Origin of the sequence: Leptolyngbya sp. FACHB-671, from assembly GCF_014695745.1 — a bacterium.
Taxonomy (GTDB): domain Bacteria; phylum Cyanobacteriota; class Cyanobacteriia; order Elainellales; family Elainellaceae; genus JAAUTN01.
In genome coordinates this window covers 1-18,469 of the sequence record NZ_JACJOV010000078.1, presented here as the reverse complement: position 1 = coordinate 18,469, position 18,469 = coordinate 1, and the positions used below count along the sequence as shown (strand labels likewise).

General features: G+C 48.9%; 15 protein-coding genes and 2 pseudogenes. All 17 read left to right on the top strand.

The annotated features are described in order from the left end of the window. Position 1: 1 nt before the first annotated feature. Positions 2-997, top strand: coding sequence for an FAD binding domain-containing protein (locus H6F93_RS09625; protein WP_190680251.1), 996 nt, complete (start codon positions 2-4; stop codon positions 995-997). After that, positions 994-3,228, top strand: coding sequence for a xanthine dehydrogenase family protein molybdopterin-binding subunit (locus H6F93_RS09620; protein ID WP_190680250.1), 2,235 nt, complete (start codon positions 994-996; stop codon positions 3,226-3,228). The genes H6F93_RS09625 and H6F93_RS09620 overlap by 4 nt, the downstream gene beginning before the upstream one ends. 24 nt (positions 3,229-3,252) lie before the next feature. Beyond that, entirely contained in the window at positions 3,253-5,505 is a 2,253-nt protein-coding gene (locus tag H6F93_RS09615; RefSeq protein ID WP_190680249.1) for a xanthine dehydrogenase family protein molybdopterin-binding subunit, read from the top strand. A 31-nt stretch (positions 5,506-5,536) separates the two neighbouring features. Then, positions 5,537-6,766: an XdhC family protein gene (locus H6F93_RS09610; RefSeq protein WP_190680248.1), complete on the top strand. Its 1,230-nt coding sequence runs from the start codon at positions 5,537-5,539 to the stop codon at positions 6,764-6,766. Between the two features lie 136 nt (positions 6,767-6,902). After that, the gene (locus H6F93_RS09605) at positions 6,903-7,502 is read left to right on the top strand and encodes a nucleotidyltransferase family protein (RefSeq protein WP_190680247.1); all 600 of its coding nucleotides are present in this window, start codon (positions 6,903-6,905) and stop codon (positions 7,500-7,502) included. 1,276 nt (positions 7,503-8,778) lie between these two features. Continuing rightward, positions 8,779-9,204, top strand: coding sequence for a response regulator transcription factor (locus H6F93_RS35110; protein WP_524537922.1), 426 nt, complete (start codon positions 8,779-8,781; stop codon positions 9,202-9,204). Positions 9,205-9,596: 392 nt separating this feature from the next. Beyond that, positions 9,597-10,064, top strand: coding sequence for a cupin domain-containing protein (locus tag H6F93_RS09595; protein ID WP_199313597.1), 468 nt, complete (start codon positions 9,597-9,599; stop codon positions 10,062-10,064). 53 nt (positions 10,065-10,117) lie between these two features. Further along, positions 10,118-10,270: pseudogene (locus H6F93_RS09590) on the top strand (DDE-type integrase/transposase/recombinase); the annotation flags it as partial. A gap of 155 nt (positions 10,271-10,425) precedes the next feature. Beyond that, positions 10,426-11,487, top strand: coding sequence for an NAD(P)-dependent alcohol dehydrogenase (locus tag H6F93_RS09585; protein WP_190680245.1), 1,062 nt, complete (start codon positions 10,426-10,428; stop codon positions 11,485-11,487). A 389-nt stretch (positions 11,488-11,876) separates the two neighbouring features. After that, positions 11,877-12,452, top strand: coding sequence for a TMEM175 family protein (locus H6F93_RS09580; protein WP_190680244.1), 576 nt, complete (start codon positions 11,877-11,879; stop codon positions 12,450-12,452). A gap of 271 nt (positions 12,453-12,723) precedes the next feature. Then, a pseudogene (locus H6F93_RS35730) lies at positions 12,724-13,020 on the top strand (hypothetical protein); the annotation flags it as partial. Between the two features lie 173 nt (positions 13,021-13,193). After that, positions 13,194-13,763: a thioredoxin domain-containing protein gene (locus tag H6F93_RS09570; RefSeq protein WP_190680243.1), complete on the top strand. Its 570-nt coding sequence runs from the start codon at positions 13,194-13,196 to the stop codon at positions 13,761-13,763. A gap of 284 nt (positions 13,764-14,047) precedes the next feature. Then, complete coding sequence (locus H6F93_RS09565; RefSeq protein ID WP_190680242.1) at positions 14,048-14,947, top strand: alpha/beta hydrolase; 900 nt, start codon at positions 14,048-14,050, stop codon at positions 14,945-14,947. 280 nt (positions 14,948-15,227) lie between these two features. Continuing rightward, entirely contained in the window at positions 15,228-16,058 is an 831-nt protein-coding gene (locus H6F93_RS09560) for an oxidoreductase (RefSeq protein WP_190680241.1), read from the top strand. A 152-nt stretch (positions 16,059-16,210) separates the two neighbouring features. Further along, positions 16,211-16,765, top strand: coding sequence for a nuclear transport factor 2 family protein (locus tag H6F93_RS09555; RefSeq protein ID WP_190680240.1), 555 nt, complete (start codon positions 16,211-16,213; stop codon positions 16,763-16,765). A 106-nt stretch (positions 16,766-16,871) separates the two neighbouring features. Further along, positions 16,872-17,681 carry a calcium-binding protein gene (locus tag H6F93_RS09550; RefSeq protein ID WP_190680239.1) on the top strand — a complete coding sequence of 270 codons (810 nt, stop codon included), beginning with the start codon at positions 16,872-16,874 and terminating at the stop codon, positions 17,679-17,681. Between the two features lie 373 nt (positions 17,682-18,054). Further along, positions 18,055-18,363: a DUF4278 domain-containing protein gene (locus H6F93_RS09545; protein WP_190680238.1), complete on the top strand. Its 309-nt coding sequence runs from the start codon at positions 18,055-18,057 to the stop codon at positions 18,361-18,363. Positions 18,364-18,469: the final 106 nt, after the last annotated feature.

The following is an 18,469-nucleotide window of genomic DNA, read 5'->3' as shown; positions in this document are numbered from 1 at the left end:
CATGAAACCCTTTGCTTACACGCGCACGACAGAGCAAGGCGCAGCCATCCAGACTGTTGGCAGCGACCAAACAGCTAAGTTCATTGCTGGCGGCACAAACCTTCTAGATTTAATGAAGGACAACGTGGAACAGCCTGATCGCCTTGTGGATATCTCGCGGCTGGAACTGGCTGGCATTGAAGAACGCGATGGTAGCTTGCGTCTCGGTGCTTTGGCACGCAACAGCGATACTGCAAATCACCCACTGGTGCGCCAGCGCTACCCGCTTATCTCTCAATCTATCCTGGCTGGAGCCAGCGCCCAATTGCGAAACATGGCAACCAACGGCGGGAACCTGATGCAAAGAACGCGCTGCTACTACTTCTACGACACAGCAATGCCGTGCAACAAGCGAGAACCCGGTACGGGTTGTGGTGCTCTGGAAGGCTACAACCGCATTCATGCTATTTTCGGCAGCAGCGAACAGTGCATTGCCACCCATCCATCGGATATGTGCGTTGCATTGGTGGCGCTGGATGCGATCGTGCAAGTTGAGGGGCCGCAAGGGCAAAGAAGTATTCCCATGTCGGAGTTTCACCGCTTGCCTGGGGATACGCCACAGGTAGATACGAATCTCCGACGCGACGAACTGATTACTGCGATCTACTTACCCCCTGCATCTGCCGTTTTCGCGCCACGCTCGTACTATCTAAAATTGCGTGATCGCACCTCTTATGCATTTGCTCTTGTCTCCGTTGCTGCCGCGTTGGACATCCGGGGCGGCAAAATCCGCCAAGCACGGGTAGCGATGGGGGGAGTGGCACACAAGCCGTGGCGTGCAGTGGAAGCAGAAAAGATACTGACAGGTGCACCGGCGACGGCAGCGACATTCCAGCAAGCCGCCGAAGCAACGATGCGCGAAGCACGGGGTTACGAACACAACGCCTTCAAGATCGAGATGGGCAAGCGGGCGATCGTGCAGGCGCTGACCACAGTAGCCGAGGGAGGTGCGGCATGAGCCAGGGGAAAAATGCTGCTGTTGGCAAGCCGATGGATCGCGTTGATGGGCGCTTGAAAGTGACTGGGGCAGCACGCTATTCGGCAGAAGTCGAAGTACCCGACCTCGTACACGCCGTACTGGTCATGAGTACGATCGCTAAAGGGCGCATCCGGCAAATCGACACCCAAGCCACAGAACGTGCTCCCGGAGTAGTTACCGTTATTACCCATCTCAACGCGCCAAAGCTGAACTTTGACAAACCAGAGCAGCGGGCGATTATCGATCCCAAAGTGGGGCAACACTTTCCCGTCCTCCAAAGCGACACCATCTACTTCAACAGTCAGCCCATTGCAGTTGTGGTCGCGGATACCCTGGAGCGTGCCCAGTATGCCGCTTCGCTGGTGCAGGTTCGTTACGAAGAGCAAACTCCAGCGACAACTGTAGAAGCAGCAATGGCGCAAGCCTTCCCGCCTACCGAATCTAGCCAAAGAGGACGACCTTCCGATGTGGTACGCGGCAATCCCGATGCTCTGGCGAGTGCTGAGGTGCGGGTTGAGGGCAGCTACACAATTCCCATCGAACACCACAACCCGATGGAGCCACACGCCACGATCGCAACTTGGCAAGGCGACAAACTGACACTTTACGACAAAACTCAATGGGTGTACAACACCCGGAAGCACGTCGCCCTAACCTTTGGAATGCCTGAAGAGAACGTGCGAGTTATCTCGCCCTTCGTTGGCGGAGGATTTGGATCGGGTCTGCGGAGTTGGCCCCACGTCACTGTAGCCGCGATCGCTGCCCGTCAGGTGGGGCGTCCCGTCAAGCTGGTGCTCACCCGCCAGCAGATGTACACTTCAGTGGGATTTCGACCTTACACGGTGCAACGGGTGGCACTGGGGGCGTCAAAGAGTGGCAAGCTTACTGCGATCGTCCACGAGGCAACGGCGGGAACCTCCATGTACGAAGAGTATACTGAAGCTACGCTTAATGCGACTCGGATGCTTTATGCCTGCTCAAACCTGGTAACGCGATACCGTCTCGTCCGACTCAACACCAGTACGCCCACCTTTATGCGGGGACCGGGGGAAATTTCTGGCGTGTATGCCCTCGAATGCTGTCTAGATGAACTTGCCTATACCCTCAAGCTCGATCCGCTCGAATTGAGGATGCGGAACTATGCCGAAGTCAATCCCGAAGATGGGCTGCCTTGGTCGAGCAAATTTCTCAAGGAATGCTACCAGGTCGGAGCAGAAAAGTTTGGCTGGTCGCGCCGCAAACTGGAAGCAAGATCGATGCGTGACGGTCGCTACTTGGTTGGCATGGGCATGGCAACTGCTACTTACCCGATGAATCGCTTGCGAGCCGTTGCCAAAGCGCGTCTCCTGGCTGACGGCACGGCGGTGGTGAAAAGTGCAGGGAGCGACATTGGCACGGGAACTTATGTGATTATGACCCAGATTGCGGCAGATGCTCTGGGTTTGCCACCCGAGCGAGTGCGGTTTGAGTTGGGGGATACAAATTTCCCCTACTCCCCCGTGCAAGGCGGCTCGATGCTCACGGCTAGTCTGGGTTCTGCGGTGCAAGCGGCGTGTCTAGCAGTCCGCGAACAAGCACTGTCTCTAGCAAGTACTCAGCCGAATTCACTATTGTCCAACGTCAAGGCAGATGAGGTAGAGGTGGAAGACGGACGCCTGTTTTTAAAGCAGGATGCGTCGAAGGGCGAGAGCTATACAGACATCCTGAAACGCGCTAACAGAGACTACATTGAAACCGAAAAGGATTCTGAACCGGGGGACGAGAAGCAGCGCTTCTCCATGCACTCCTTTGGCGCACACTTTGCTGAGGTGCATATCGATCCGGACTTTGGACTGGTGAGAGTATCGCGGGTTGTCTCAGTCTGCGATATCGGGCGGGTGATTAATACCAAAACGGCAAGCAGTCAGGTGATTGGTGCGGTTGTGGGCGGCATTGGCAAGGCGCTGATGGAGTACACCCAAATAGACCCACGTAATGGGCGTTTTGTCAATGCCAATTTCGGTGAGTATCACGTACCCGTGAATGCCGACGTTACCGCGATCGAAACGTACTTTGTGGGAGAGCCAGACCTCAAGGCAAATCCGCTAGGGGCAAGAGGCGTTGGGGAAATTGGCATAGTGGGCGTATCGGCAGCGATCGCCAACGCCATCTTCCACGCCACTGGCAAGCGCATCCGCGATTTACCGATTACACCCGATAAGCTCCTCTGAACAGAATAAGGACAACGCTTACCTATGCAGTTTTCAGCTCAAAGTAACGCTGACAAGCCAACGAACTCAGCGATTGGCAAGCCGATGGATCGAACTGACGGGCGGCTCAAGGTTACGGGAGCAGCACGTTACGCGGCTGAGTTCCCAATGAAGAACTTAGCTCATGCCGTCGTGGTACGGAGTACGATCGCCCGTGGACGCATCCAGAGCATCGACACCAGCGCAGCAGAAAAATCTCCCGGAGTCATTGCCGTTATTACCCACCTCAACGCGCCCAAGCTTGCAACCACTGACCCGCCCGAAGTCAGCGATCGCTACCTCAAAGTGATTCCAGTGCTGCAAGACGACCGGATTAACCACTATGGGCAGCACGTCGGCTTGGTTGTTGCCAAGACATTCGAGCAAGCTCAATATGCCGCAACACTCGTGCGCGTTGCATATACACAAGAACGTCCGGCACTGGAGTTTGCAGCAAATCTCAACCGCGCTTATGCACCGGAAAGGATAAATGCAGGCTACCCGACAGATACTCAGCAAGGTGATTTGGAACGGGGCTTGAGTGCAGCGGATGTCCGCATTGATGTAACGTACACGACACCGATCGAACACAACAACCCAATCGAACCGCACGCCACGATTGCTGTGTGGGAAGGCGATCGCCTGACGCTCTACAACTCCACCCAACACGTTGATGCCAACCAGACAAGCGTTGCCAGCACGCTCCGCATCCCCAAGCAAAACGTGCGGGTGGTTTGTCCGTATGTGGGAGGAGGTTTCGGCAGCAAAGTACCCACACGCGAACACGTTATTTTAGCCGCAATCGCTGCTAAACAAATCGGTCGCCCCGTGAAAGTCGCTCTGTCGCGAGCGCAGATGTTTACCTGCGTAGGACACCGCCCCCACTCGCAGCAGCGCATGCGACTCGGAGCGAAGCGCGATGGTCGCCTCACCGCCTTTGCCCATGAAAGCATTATGGAAACGGCTGTGTTTGACGAGTTCGCCGAGCAAAATGGCGTTATGTCGCGCATGATGTACGAGTGTCCGAACAGCTTGGTGACGCACCGAATTGTTCCTCTTAACCTCGAGCGAGCGATGATTATGCGGGCACCGGGGGAAGCTCCGGGTTCATTTGCCTTGGAGTCGGCAATGGATGAGTTGGCTTACGCGCTGAAGATCGACCCGATCGAACTGCGCGTGCGTAACGAACCTCCGCGTGACCCAGAAAGCGGTTTACCGTGGTCAAGTCGCTCTCTAGTACAGTGTTTTCGCGAAGGGGCAAAGCGCTTTGGGTGGGAGAAACGCCTAGCCGAACCCGGTTCGATGCGCGAGGGTCGCTACCTCATTGGTTATGGTGTGGCGAGTGCAACTTTCCCAGCACGCCGCCGTCCATCGTCAGCTATCGTGCGAGTTTTACCGGATGGTCGCGTGCAGGTACACACTGGCGCTACCGACCTGGGTACTGGCACTTACACGGTATTGACGCAAGTGGCGGCAGATGCACTGGGAGTGCCACCGGAGCGAGTGCAGGTGGAAATCGGCGACAGTAACTTTCCGCCAACTCCAGCGTCGGGCGGTTCATTTGGTGCAGCAAGCTTCTGTACGGCGGTGCAGGAAGCGTGTGTTGCACTGCGACAGCGCCTCGCTGCCTTGGTGCGTGACGATGCCAACTCCCCACTCCGGGGCGCAAACGAGGAGGCGATCACAGCCGCTGACGGACGGCTCTTTACCAAAGGGCAACCCGCACGGGGAGAGTCCTACGTCGCCATCATGCAACGGCACAACTTGGCACAAGGCGTGGAAGTGCGGGTTGACTCGAAGCCCGATGACGCAGCACAGAAGTTTTCCATGCACGCCTTCGGCGCACACTTTGTCCAAGTGAGCGTTGACCCAGACACAGGCGTAATAAGGATTCCGCGTTTCCTCTGCGTTATTGCCGCAGGTCGCATCCTGAATCCCAAGACAGCGCGATCGCAAATCGTCGGTGGTGTCGTTTGGGGCATTAGCATGGCGCTTCATGAAGAAACGCTACTAGATGCACGTTACGGCAACTATGTCAATGGCAATCTTGGAGAGTACCACGTTGCCGTTAACGCTGACATCCCCGACATCGATGCAGTCTTTGTTGAAGAGAACGACCCGCACGTTAATCCTTTAGGAATCAAGGGTATCGGCGAGATCGGCATCGTCGGCGCAGCAGCAGCAGTTGCTAACGCCATCTTCCACGCTACGGGTAAGCGCATCCGCGATTTGCCTATCACACCTGACAAGCTCCTGTGAACAGCACAACTAAAATCAGGTCATAACAGCTATGAGAGAATTCCAAGACATCATTAAAGCCTTTAAGCAGATAGCAAATGATGGTAGGTGTTGTGCCCTTGCTACGGTCGTGAAAACCAAAGGCTCAGTCTATCGCCGGCCTGGGGCACGGATGTTGCTCGTAGAGGACGGTCAAACCATCGGTTCCATCAGTGGCGGATGTCTTGAAGGTGATGTCTTTGAGCGATCGCAACCTCTGATGTTTTACTCCGGCAAACCAGTTGTGGTGCAGTACGATACCACTTCTAGCGAAGATATTGTGTGGGGATTGGGCTTGGGTTGCAATGGTGTGGTAGACGTGCTAATTGAGTCCCTGAACGATGCGTCTGCAAGAAGTCAGATTGAGTTCATCGCAGACTGTCTGCATCAGGGCAAACCCGGAGCGGTCGCAACGGTATTCCGCGTCGAGGGAGAAACCCGTGCTAGCATTGCCTCCCGCCTCCTGTTGAAACCGGATGGTACTGTGGTTAATGGTATTGAAGACCGTCAGCTTGCTCACAGCGTGCTACAAGATGCCCGTCGGGTGCTGGGCGAGGCGCAATTGTCCGACGGAAAGGCTACGCTATCACAGGTAGGATCCTATACGTTAGCCAACGGTACAGCAGAAGTCTTCATCGAAGTGATTCAACCCCTCGTCCCCCTGCTAGTATTTGGAGCGGGTCACGATGCAATTCCTGTTGTTGAGTTTGCCAAACAACTCGGTTGGCACGTTACGGTAATTGATAGCCGACCAGGTTACACCACACGAGATCGCGTTCCGTTGGCAGACGAAATTATTTGCAGTGAACCGGAGAACATTCAGGCACATCTCACCTTTAATCCGCGCATGGTTGCAGTCGTGATGACCCACAACTACCTGCGCGATCAAGCGCTGCTGCGATCACTGCTTCCATCACCGCTTCGTTATGTGGGCATCTTAGGGCCGAAAAGTCGCACTCAACGATTGCTTCAGGACTTGCAAGCCGACGGATTCATCCCCACAGCCGCTCAACTGCATCGCCTTTACAGTCCAATCGGTCTTGATATCGGTGCTAATGCACCAGAAGCAATTGCCCTAGCGATTGTCGCAGAAATTCAAGCCGTTCTTGCCAATCGTTCTGGCGGTGCATTGAGAGAACGAATTGGCTCCATTCATAGCGAGGAAGTAAAGAAGGGAGATGGCAGGTGGCAGATGGCAGAAGCGAAGAGTATGGATGGGGTCTTAACCCTGCTCAATTCTTAGCAACCCAATTAAAGATTTTGGTGGGAGAGTCAAACTCTTGCTCCCTTTCGGTCGAAAAACCGCTCATGTATGAGAGAAAAAGTAAGCCATCTGCCACCTGCCATCAGCCTTCTACCTTTCATTTTTAAATTAGCTTATGTCTGCTGTCGGTCTGATCGTGTTAGCCGCAGGCGCATCCACTCGGATGGGAATGCCGAAGCAACTGCTACATTTCGGACAGAGGAGCCTCATTGGTCATGTTGTCGAAGTTGCGATCGTCTCAGTTTGCAATCCAATTATTGTTGTGCTGGGGGCAAGTGGCGATCGCATTAAACCGGAAGTTGAGCCACTCGATGCACGAGTCGTCGAAAACCCGCACTGGGCAGAGGGAATGAGTACCTCAATTCGCACTGGTATAGAAGCTCTTAATGCAATCAACTCAGAGGTAGAAGCTGTGGTGCTGATGCTTTGCGATCAGCCTTTCGTCTCCACTCAAATTATTGATAGGTTGGTTGCAGCTTACCGAGTTACGGGTAAGCCAATTATTGCATCTGAATATGCAGAAATATTGGGTGTACCTGCACTATTCAGCCGCGCTTTGTTCTCGGAACTGAGCGCACTCAGCGGCGATGTAGGTGCAAGACAGATCATCAAACAGCACGCCCAAGCCATTTTTGGAGTTCCTTTCCCAGAAGGTGCTATCGATCTCGATACACCAAAAAACTACGAGGCGTTTCAGGCACAAGTAGCCCCTTAAGCGAATCAATTTTCAGGGGGGCGGCAATAAAGCTAAAGAGTTTGCTGGATCAGAGTTATAGCTCTCAAATCTTGTTGATAAAATAATTTTTTTTGAATATAGTTAAGCATTTGCTCGACTAATAATTGACAAGAGTAGAAAGCGATTAATCAACTTTCTTCATAAAGACCAAACCAAAATTTACTATATCTCCTTCTAGTTTTACAGGCTTTTATCATATGAAAAACATATTTTTTTTGTCTTGCATCTTAGTTTTTTTTAACCTTATAGCTAAACAAAATTTATTACCAAAATAATTAATAAGATCAAGCTAATTAATCTATTAAGTGATACTTTAGAAGCTTCGAGATTATAACCGCCAGTTAAACAATCTTAAAACATGGTTTCCATGACCTAACGTTGACTATAAACACGAATTATCGTGTTTTGTCTGGGAGATTAGTCAATAAATACCAAGGCTCTGACTCTTGTTTACTTTTATATTTTCGATTCCAAAAAACTGCTAAATTAAACCGATCAAAACCCTTCTTTTGCATGAAACTAATATACTGGTAGAATAAATGAATACTTGGTTGAATCGGGATAGTGCTTAAAAATTGAAATGGCTGTCTCTTTTGGCGAAAAGGTGTGGTGGATTTTTAGCGATACAGAACCAAGATGCTGATGTGTAACTATTGCACCAGTTCTATACTCTGAAACTCTCTATCCCCAATAATCAATAATTTATACTTACTTAATAATCAGATAACTGGACATACTACTTAGTTTTATTCTGTGAAATTACAAGCTCCTTTTTTATCCAACAACCTCCAAAATAGGGGAAAGACTCTTTTTTGATGAATTGAACTTACCATTAAGAAACTATTTTCTTAATGGTGAGTTCTTCCCAAGAGGATAATCAGTTGACTCCCCGGCTCAATTTGATGAAAACTCACTTCTTTAATAATCGGAAGCCACAGTGCCAATACGCTTCATTTACTTAGAGCTAAAAACCGTTGAATATGACGACGGCTATTTTCTAAAATTGGTAACGGCAAGCTTGTTGCCAATCTTTCAATTCTTACCTGCTTTTGGGGCTGTAATAACCACACCACCATCTTTTAGGTAATCAACTGTGCTGGTTTCAGATATCCTTCCAGATATTTTAGTAGAATGAGGGCATCATTTTGTTAATGGTCCTGCGAGATTAACTCGACCTTTACTTATTTATTACAATTCGTATTTTTTCTCTACAAAGAGCCTGCTGCCAATAAGCAGGGATTTTTCGACCGGGTTTGTGCCACGAACCCCTTTATCTATATTGGTGCTTGCTTGTCGCCGTCTGAAGCTAACAACCTATAATGGCGATAAAGATATCTATCGCGGATTGCAAGCAGGTGCGAAAGGCTATCCGCTCAAGGATGCAAGACCCAACGAACTTCTCAATGCCATTCGCATGATTAATCACGGTCAGCAGTACATTCCGCCCCTAGTGGGGGCAAAGCTAGTGCAGCGCATGAGTAACCCAGAACTGAGCGTTCGAGAGCTAGAGGTACTGGGTTTAATGGGGCAAGGAATGAGTAATTCAGATATTGCAACTGCTTTAACTATTGGAGAAAGCACTGTCAAATCCCATGTCAATCGCATTCTCAGTAAATTGGGAGTAAGTGATCGTACTCAAGCCGTAATTATTGCGTTCAAACGCGGAATTATTAGTTTGTAGGCTATGCTTTTGGTTAACTTTCGATTCCAACTTTAGTTGGAGTTAGTCTTCCATTGTGAGATGGGTTATGCACTCGTCTATGCGACTAAATAAAAGTACCAACTCTGAGTGGACGACAATCCAGAGTCAATTGCATATATTAATTTTATGCAAACACACCTAGCAATCGGGTTACAAGATTCAAGGTTGCTGAATACAGATGACACACAGAGGAATGTAGGCGTAGTCTAACCCAGGTATCACTTGCGGTCAATATGCTCATCCTCAAAAGCACTGTTAATTATTTGTTTCATCTTCAACCCAAGATTGAAAACAGAGTTGATGGCAGCAATTATCGCTGTAAGTAATGATGTGCTTTGATCCTCAATCCCACAATTATCAGACATAAAATAATGATGAACACCGCATTGAGTAAAAACAAAGTTGCAATTGTCAGCCGGAGCGAAGACCTCAATTGGTTCGAGACAATGCCTGGTGAGCAAATGGCTATCCACGTACATAGCAAAGATGTCGGCGGGGCTTTCACAATCCTCGAAGTGCGTACCCCACCGTTCTCAGGCCCGCCACTTCACTATCATAAAGAGAGAGAGGAGATATTTGAAGTAATTGAAGGCAGATTTCGCTTTCACTGCGCGGGTGAAGAGTTCGAGGTCGGGCCTGGAACATCAGTTGTTGTACCCCGTAACAGCGTGCATGGATGGGTGAATCTTGGACCCGGAGTGGCTCGGATGCTTTTCCTCTTTGTACCCGGCGATATTGAGGAATTCTTCCCCCAAATAGGTCAAACGCCTCCTGAAGGTTGGACTGAGCTTTCATCTCAGCATGACACTTGGATTGTTGGAGAACCCCTCTCCGTTTAAGCTCCATCTTCCAACGCTGTTACTGAACCCGCACTGAATTACAACAAAGCAAATATTTGAATAACGTGATTGAGCAGGATCATCGAGCGATCAAGCGAATTATGAAGCCAATGACGGGATTCAAAACATTCAGTTGTGCCAAACGAACCTTTAGTGGAATCGAAGCAATGAATGTGATGCGGCAACGGCAAATGCAAGACATCTAACAAGGGGACAAATGTCTCTCAAGCCAGATTTATCGAAGCAATCTTTGGAGTGACTGCTTAAAAGAACGCAAACGATCAAGTTGGTTGGTTATTAAAGGATTTTTGCAACACACCCAATATATCGTTCATCCGACAAACAGGTAGGGAGACACACCATGCGAGCAGCGCGAATGCACGGTTACGAGCAACCCCTTGTCCTCGAAGATATCCCGATCCCAGACTTCAGGGCCGATGAGGTGCTACTCAAAGTCACGGCTGCGGGTATGTGCCGAACCGACGTGCAATTGGTGGATGGCTACTTTCGGCAGTATGCTGAGCTAGCCTTTCCCACGACACCCGGTCACGAAATCGCGGGTGAGGTGCAGAAGGTCGGAAGTAGGGTGCCCAAGTCGTCTGGACTTCAGGAAGGCGACCAAGTGGTTATTGTAGGCGGTTGGGGCGACGGGACGTGCCGGCACTGCCAGCAGGGCAATACGCAAATCTGTGCACATAGAAATTGGCCTGGGTTCGGTCCGTATGGCGGTTATGCAGAATACGTGCCCGTGCCCCCCAGGTACATCATCAAGGTGGACAAGCGCTTCGGACTGAAAGCCGAGGAACTCGCTCCGCTCACCGACGCTGGACTAACGCCATACCGCGGCATCAAGAAATTGCGCGATGCCGGTGCCCTCGGACCGAACCGTATCTTGGCAGTCTTTGGAATCGGCGGACTCGGTTGCTACGCTGTTCAGTACGCGAAGTTACTCGGTGGCGGCGCGACGGTTGTTGCTTTCGCCCGCAATGAAGAGAAACTTGCCGTAGCCAAGGACTTCGGGGCTGATCATGCCATCAGTACGAGGGGCAAGTCGCTCGATGACATTCGCAAGGAGTTGAGCAAAGCCACAGGTCAAGGTGAGGTCGATGCAGTCATTGATTGCGCTGGGGTCGAAGAAATGATCCGGTTGGGATTCGAGCTGCTTTCCATTTCCGGTCATTACTCGTCTGTGGGACTTGTTGGAGACAAGATCAGCCTGCCGCTCTTTCCCTTCGTCGGTCGCGAGCACACCTATCACGGCTCATTCTGGGGCAACTATAACGACCTCAGCGAGGTGATTTCACTGGCGCAGCAGGGCAAGATCCGGCATGCCGTCAAGACTATTCGCTTCGACGACATCAATGAAAACATCGACCTCCTGCGGACGGGTGACATTGTAGGTCGGGCCGTTATCAAATACTGACTGGCTCTGCTGCCCTGCGAGCGCAAATGCTCGCAGGGCAGGATCTCGAAGTAGTGTTGGCGTTTGAGCAATCAAGGCAATCCGAACCAAGCGCTGCATCCGACCCAGCCGATAGGTTTTTCGGAGTTCGTGGCTCATCGAGGGTTCGGGCAGGTGAGCTTGGCCGTTAATAGATCTGTTGCTTTATAAGGGAAAAAATCGCTGGAAATCCCACGGGGCAAGGATTACAGCCTTGGCCAAAAAAATTCCCAAAAGCCTTATTACGGTTAGGTTTCATAACTTTTTCAAGCTTATAACGCAACAGATCTGATGATTACGAGCGATTCTACTCGTAAGCTGTCAGCAGGAAAACAATCTTTGAACTAAGCAAAAAAGGAGCCTGTATACAGATGGGTAAAGGGAGGTTAGAAACATTTAGCGATGGTGTGATCGCCATTATTATCACCATTATGGTGTTGGAATTGAGAGCGCCCCATGAAGCCAATTTAGCTGCGCTGCGTCCCCTAATCCTGGTGTTTTTGAGCTACGTGCTGAGTTTTATTTATCTCGGCATCTATTGGACCAATCATCATCATTTATTACAAGCATCTCGGCGTGTGAGTGGTAGCGTCTTGTGGGCAAATCTGCATCTGCTGTTCTGGCTGTCGCTTATTCCCTTCGTCACGGCATGGGCAGGCGAGAATCTCTTCGCCGCCTTGCCAGTTGCCTTTTATGGTACAGTGCTGTTGTTTTCGGCGATCGCTTACTTCATTCTTACTCGCACCCTCATTGCTTGCCACGGTCAAGATTCCGCTCTTGCTGTTGCGCTAGGTCGAGATTTTAAGGGCAAGATATCAGTGGCGATTTATGCCCTAGCAATTCTGCTTTCCTTTGTAAACCCAGAACTGGCTTGTCTGCTGTATGTCCTAGTTGCAATCATGTGGCTTATCCCCGATCGCCGTATTGAAAGAGCTTTAGCTTCGTAAAGAACGCAGATCTCAAGGAAAGCGATCGCTAGTTAGTTACTACTTCACTAAACCGAAGCAAAGTTAATTGATGTTGAGTCGCAATTGACACCTGCAAGCGTCACCGATATTGCGGCTCCGGCTGTAACGTCTCAACGTCTTTGTCGATAACGCGAGCGCAATGGGCTATGACGATAATCCTGACTTCAACGGTTGTCAATAAGAAGGGGCAGGGCTTTATCAGTTAACCCTCAAAGATGGGAAGCGCCATAGTGCAGATGCGGTATTCCTTCTACCGATTCTCCAGCGTCCTCGTTTGACAATAACGACAGGTGCATTATTGACTCAGTTGTTGTTTGAGGGCACTCGCACCGTTGGCGTGGAGGTATTCCACGCCAACGGTGCACCAGATTCGGGTCAACCAGGAAGTGATCGTCAGTGCAGGGGCATTCGACTCGCCCAAACTATTGTTGCTCTCGGGTATTGGTGGTGCCGAACACCTGCAATCATTGGGCATTCCGGTCGTAGTCGATCTACCTGGAGTGAGTCAAAATCTCCAAGACCATGTTCTTGCTCCCATCACCATTAAGATCTTTATTTCTCCTCTTTATTACTATCTCACCGGAAAGATGTCGTGCAATGTATACAACGTATTTACAAGGGTTTCAAGTAACACACATTCAATTTTTGGAGATGCCTAATGTAAGCGTAGCCCACTGCAGGTATTACTTGCGGTAAACATACTTCCCCTCGGAGGTTTCAGTGAATAATGACCCTAAACACCGTTTATTATTTGTCCCACCTTCAGCCCAGGATCATCAACAGGGTATGTTAAGAGCAACCGTGATACTGGTGATGTATGGAGATTATCAATGTCAAGAAAGTGCGGGTGTTTATCGGTTACTGAAAGTCATTGGGCGACAACTAAGTATTGCGCTGGGAGAGGATTATTTGTGCTTTATTTTCCGTCATTTTCCGCAGATACAATTTCATTCTCAAGCTTTACGTGCTGCTGAAGCAGCTGAAGCTGCTGCTGTCCAAGGTCAGTTTTGGCAAATACATGATATTTTGTTCATCCATCAACAACAGTTAGGAGATGGTTATTTAGTAGAGTATGCCAACGATCTAGGACTCGATATCTCCCAATTTCTACAAGACATGTTTAAGCATATACATCTTGAGCGCATCAATCAAGACATTGAAAGTGGTATCCACAGCGGAATAACGGCTACCCCAGCTTTGTTTATTAATGGAATTCGATATAGCGGTCACTGGAACTTTAATCCTTTGATAACAGCCATTACTACTGCAAGTAATTCACCTCAAGCATGAGGCAGCAAGAACAATAAATTGCTGAAGGAGAACTAAACATGGTGCAATGTCTTGAAAAAACACAATTGCTCAGTGTTCTCAATATCAGTCATCAACTTGCTTAGGAATTTGTCAAAGCGCCGCAAAGCGCGACCACAATAGTGACAACCGTCCATATAGATGGCGATATGACAAAGGTTTGAAGCGGGCTAAAAGTGGATATATCGGGCAATAGCAAAGCATATAAGGAACTCATTTCAAAACAGAACCAATCTTCAACAAATTTACTAACTCCCACATCAGCTATGCAAAGAAGAACCAGCTTTGAAAGTAAAGATCTAAAGTGTTCCGTCACCTTTTATACTCCGGATAAAATCGGATCTGGCGATCGCTATCCCGCAATTGTTATGGCTCATGGAATTGGCTTGACCAAAGAGATGGGGCTACCTCAGTTCGCTGAGTTATTTGTTCAAGCTGGGTTCGTTGTCACGCTGTTCGATTATCGCTACCTTGGTGCTAGTGAGGGAGAACCTCGTGGGCAAATTATCCCTACCGAGCAGCATGAAGACTACCGCAATGCCATCACTTGGACTCAGCTACAAAGCGAAGTTGACCCGGAGCGCATAGGTGTTTGGGGCTTTTCTTATAGCGGCGGTCACGCGCTGCATTTAGCCGCATTTGATCGGCGTGTGAAAGCGATCGTGGCACAGATGCCTACAGTGAGTGGGTTTCTTAACTCCCGCCGCCAGACCTCCCCACTTGAACTCGAAGAACTCACAAAACTGCTTTCACAAGACCGGGTAAAACGGTATCAAACCGGAGAAGTGGGCTACTTCCCGTTAGTTGCTCCACCCGGTAAACCCAGCTTGCTACCAACACCCGACGCTTTCGATTGGGTTGAATCGGCTAAGAGTGCCGGCGACGGAAGATGGGAGAATCGGCTCACCTTTGAATCGGTTGAACACTGTCTTTATTACGAACCGATTCCTTACATAGAGGCAATCTTTCCCACCCCGCTATGCCTGATTGTTGGCGAGAAGGACTTTCTTGCACCTGCCGACTTAGCCGCAGCTGTCTATACGCGAGCGATGGAGCCAAAGTCTCTCACAATCTTGAAGGGCGGACACTTTGATGCCTTCCAGGGCGCGAGCTTCGAGATTGCCAGTACGACTGCCTTGAGATGGTTCGAGAAATATTTGAAATAAACCTGAAGCACCTGTTTTGTAACTAAGTTGTGCCTTCGGATGAATGTAGATTCCAACTAAAGTTGGAATCACCCTACCATTTTTAGATTGGCTAATTCATCACTCATTCTATTGTCTAAAACTTTCAACCTTCAGGGGACGACAAGTTCAAGTCAATTTCCTATATTGAATTTATGCAAATGCCAATAGCAAATCAGTTACAAAATTCAACTTTTCTGGATACAAGATATTGCATATCGAAGCTTTGCTACTAACCCTAAGAATTTTCAGAAGATAAATCATGACTCAGAGAACATGGCTCATTACTGGTGCTTCACGGGGCTTGGGTGCCGAGATTGCGAAAGCAGTTTTGGCAGCAGGTGACAGATTAATTGCCACTGCCCGCAATCAGGCTGATTTACAACAGTTTAATACCAACAAAGATGTATTAGTGCTGAGCATGGATGTCACCGATGAGGCTCAGGTAAAAGCAGCGATCACCACAAGTCTAGAAAAATTTGGACAAATCGATGTGTTGGTCAACAATGCTGGATTCGGTTTGTTAGGATCTGTCGAAGAGTGCAGTGCCGAAGAGGTTGAGAGTGTTTATCGTACCAATGTCTTCGGGCTACTGAATGTCACCCGTGCTGTGCTGCCCAGTATGCGTCAGCACCGCTCTGGACACATCATTAATATCTCGTCGATCGGAGGTTATCGCTTTTCCCCAGGATGGGGCATCTATGGCTCAACCAAGTTTGCCGTCGAAGGCATTACCGAAGCCCTGCATGGCGAGTTAGCCCCGTTGGGGATTCATGCGACGGTGGTTGAGCCAGGATACTTCCGCACTGGTTTTCTCGATAACAGTTCGCTACGTCCGAGTGCAGTGCAAATCCCTGATTATGCCCAGACGGTCGGGAAAATCCGTGACGTAGCGGCTGGACTTAACTACCAACAGCCAGGAGATCCCACTAAGCTCGCCCCAGCTATTCTTCAGATTGTCAACTCAGAGGAACCACCTCTGCGGTTACCTCTAGGCACAGATACACTTCAGACAATAGCCGAGAAGAATGCTTACGTCGAGCAAGAGACGGCAAAATGGCGAACTCTAGCTGAGTCTACCGATTTCAGATAAGGAGTGGAAGACTCAGCCATGAAAAGGCAGCCCTATCTCTGGTGTTTTTGATTGCATGGGAAATACTGATAGATCAGGCAGCCTGACGTTTCGATTCGATAACAAAGACAAAATAGCGTTTTCTACACAGGCTTAATCCAGAAAGAGGATTTATGAAAAAATACACCACCGCCCCCCACCGTAAATTACTAATTAGCTTTGGATTAATTGGCTTTGGTTTGATGATAGCCACCGCAGCACCTGTGTCCAGTACTAAAGCCGAGCCAAAGCAAGCAGAGATTCGCAAAATTGTGCAATCTAATGAGAGCCAGAATAAAGAAATAGTACGCGAAGGCTTTGCTAAATGGGCTAATAACACTGGTAGTTTCTTTGATCTGCTGGCTGATGATGTGGAATGGACGATTACAGGCAGAAGTCCAATTTCCAAAACCTATACCAGCCGCAAGCAGTTTTTGGAGGAAGCCATAGTACCAATCAATGAGCGATTGAGCGAGAGAATAGTACCCAGTGTCCGAGGCATTTATACCGAGGGCGATATGGTAATCGCCTTATGGGATGGAACAGCTACAGCCAAAGACGGCAAACCCTATACCAACACCTATTCCTGGTATATGACCATGAAAAACGGGCGTATTGTCAAGGTAATAGCATTCTTCGATACTATTGAGCTTACAGAGCTGTGGAAACGCATTCCTGCAAGTAAGTAGAGCTTATGGTGATTAGGGGTATTGCTTTCTAATCTAGGAAGTGTAGAGATTCAACTCACTCACACATTCTTAATAAACTTAACGGCACTAATCAGGGGTAATCAACATGGCTACAATCATTGGGACATCTGAATACGACTATCTGTCTGGAACTGATCGTAAAGATAGCATCATTGGGTTAGCCGGCAACGACATCCTTGATGGAGATAAGGGTGCTGACATAATGGACGGCGGCATGGGTAATGACATTTATCGCGTAGACCACAACCGTGATGTGATTATTGAAGGCGTTGATGCCGGCACAGATGTTGTCCTCTCTGTTACCAACAATTACACCTTAAGCCCAAACGTAGAAAACCTCGAGCTACTCGGTAGTGCTAATTCCGGAGGTGGCAATGCACTCGACAACTATATCAGTGGCAATAATAGCAATAACTACCTCTGGGGCGGTGCAGGAAATGACACCATTTTTGGAGGTGACACAAATTTTGGAGCTGTCACCAACGACAGTGACACAATGCTAGGTGGTGACGGTAACGACTTCCTTATTGGAGGTATTGGCAGCGATGTCTTGACTGGAGGTGCCGGTGCAGATTACTTTTACATCTCATCCGACAGTAATGGTATTGATAGGATTATCGACTTTAACAGGGCAGAAGGAGATAAATTTGCGATTTCAGGCCCAGTTTTTGGGGGCAACATAACCACCGAAACAGGAGCTGCAAATGGACCTCTGCTTTCTTCTCAGTTTGTTACCGGCGTTGGGGCAACTAATTCCGATCATCGCTTTATCTACAACTCATCAAACGGCGCACTCTTCTTTGATTCAGATGGTACAGGAGCAAGCGCACAAGTACAAATTGCTAGCTTCTCAACAGGTTTAGCTCTGATTAGCAGCGACATCCAGGTTATTTAGCAGCGACTTCCAAGTTATTGCATAGAATCTTTAGCCTTTTGCTCAAAAAGTAAAGCAATTATAGCGTTTCTCGGTTACGTGAGGTACATTTTCAAAGCTGGAAAGCTTGATAATACTGAATCTTTGATACCTCACTCGTGTAAGAAACGCTATATAGCGGGCTACATCCTTTTGTGCAAATTGCAAACCACTGAATCAGGGTCTTTTTTCCTGAAGAATACCACGCTTCACGATAAGTTGCAGCTTAATTCAAAGAACTTGCGTGGTCTAAACGGAATGTCTGGTGAAGAATGAGAACAACAAGGTAGATGTCGAGTCAGCACCTTCTTTCGCCTTGAAATCAACCAATTACATTCATTCAAAAGGTAAAACCATGAAACTTTACTATCGCGGTGTTAGCTACGAATACGACCCCTCAAAGCTTGAAAGCCAGAATACAAGACAGCCCTCTCAGCAAGTTCGTGGCTCTGGTCCCGCTTATAATTTGATTTACCGTGGGTTTACCTATCGATTCGATCCGAATACAGAGCAGAGTGAAGTTCCTGTACAACCACTAGCTTATAAATTGATCTATCGAGGAATCGCCTACTTTGTGAATAAAACTGCACAGGGAGAAGTTAGCGTAGTTACTCAACCTGCAAGCACTTCAAAATTTATAGGTCAGAAGATACAGCACTTTTGAGAGATATGAGGTACACTCAAGGGAACATTAAGGGTATTGAGGACCATAATGAAACCGTACTCAGTAGATTTGCGAGAAAAAATAGTCAATGCTTACGACAGAGGCA

Coding starts and splice junctions, on each gene's coding strand:
- H6F93_RS09555 (WP_190680240.1), top strand. CDS start 16,211: ATGAAAAAATACACCACCGCCCCCCACCGTAAATTACTAATTAGCTTT.
- H6F93_RS09550 (WP_190680239.1), top strand. CDS start 16,872: ATGGCTACAATCATTGGGACATCTGAATACGACTATCTGTCTGGAACT.
- H6F93_RS09560 (WP_190680241.1), top strand. CDS start 15,228: ATGACTCAGAGAACATGGCTCATTACTGGTGCTTCACGGGGCTTGGGT.
- H6F93_RS09585 (WP_190680245.1), top strand. CDS start 10,426: ATGCGAGCAGCGCGAATGCACGGTTACGAGCAACCCCTTGTCCTCGAA.
- H6F93_RS09605 (WP_190680247.1), top strand. CDS start 6,903: ATGTCTGCTGTCGGTCTGATCGTGTTAGCCGCAGGCGCATCCACTCGG.
- H6F93_RS09615 (WP_190680249.1), top strand. CDS start 3,253: ATGCAGTTTTCAGCTCAAAGTAACGCTGACAAGCCAACGAACTCAGCG.
- H6F93_RS09565 (WP_190680242.1), top strand. CDS start 14,048: ATGCAAAGAAGAACCAGCTTTGAAAGTAAAGATCTAAAGTGTTCCGTC.
- H6F93_RS09620 (WP_190680250.1), top strand. CDS start 994: ATGAGCCAGGGGAAAAATGCTGCTGTTGGCAAGCCGATGGATCGCGTT.
- H6F93_RS09610 (WP_190680248.1), top strand. CDS start 5,537: ATGAGAGAATTCCAAGACATCATTAAAGCCTTTAAGCAGATAGCAAAT.
- H6F93_RS09595 (WP_199313597.1), top strand. CDS start 9,597: ATGATGAACACCGCATTGAGTAAAAACAAAGTTGCAATTGTCAGCCGG.
- H6F93_RS09625 (WP_190680251.1), top strand. CDS start 2: ATGAAACCCTTTGCTTACACGCGCACGACAGAGCAAGGCGCAGCCATC.
- H6F93_RS09580 (WP_190680244.1), top strand. CDS start 11,877: ATGGGTAAAGGGAGGTTAGAAACATTTAGCGATGGTGTGATCGCCATT.
- H6F93_RS09545 (WP_190680238.1), top strand. CDS start 18,055: ATGAAACTTTACTATCGCGGTGTTAGCTACGAATACGACCCCTCAAAG.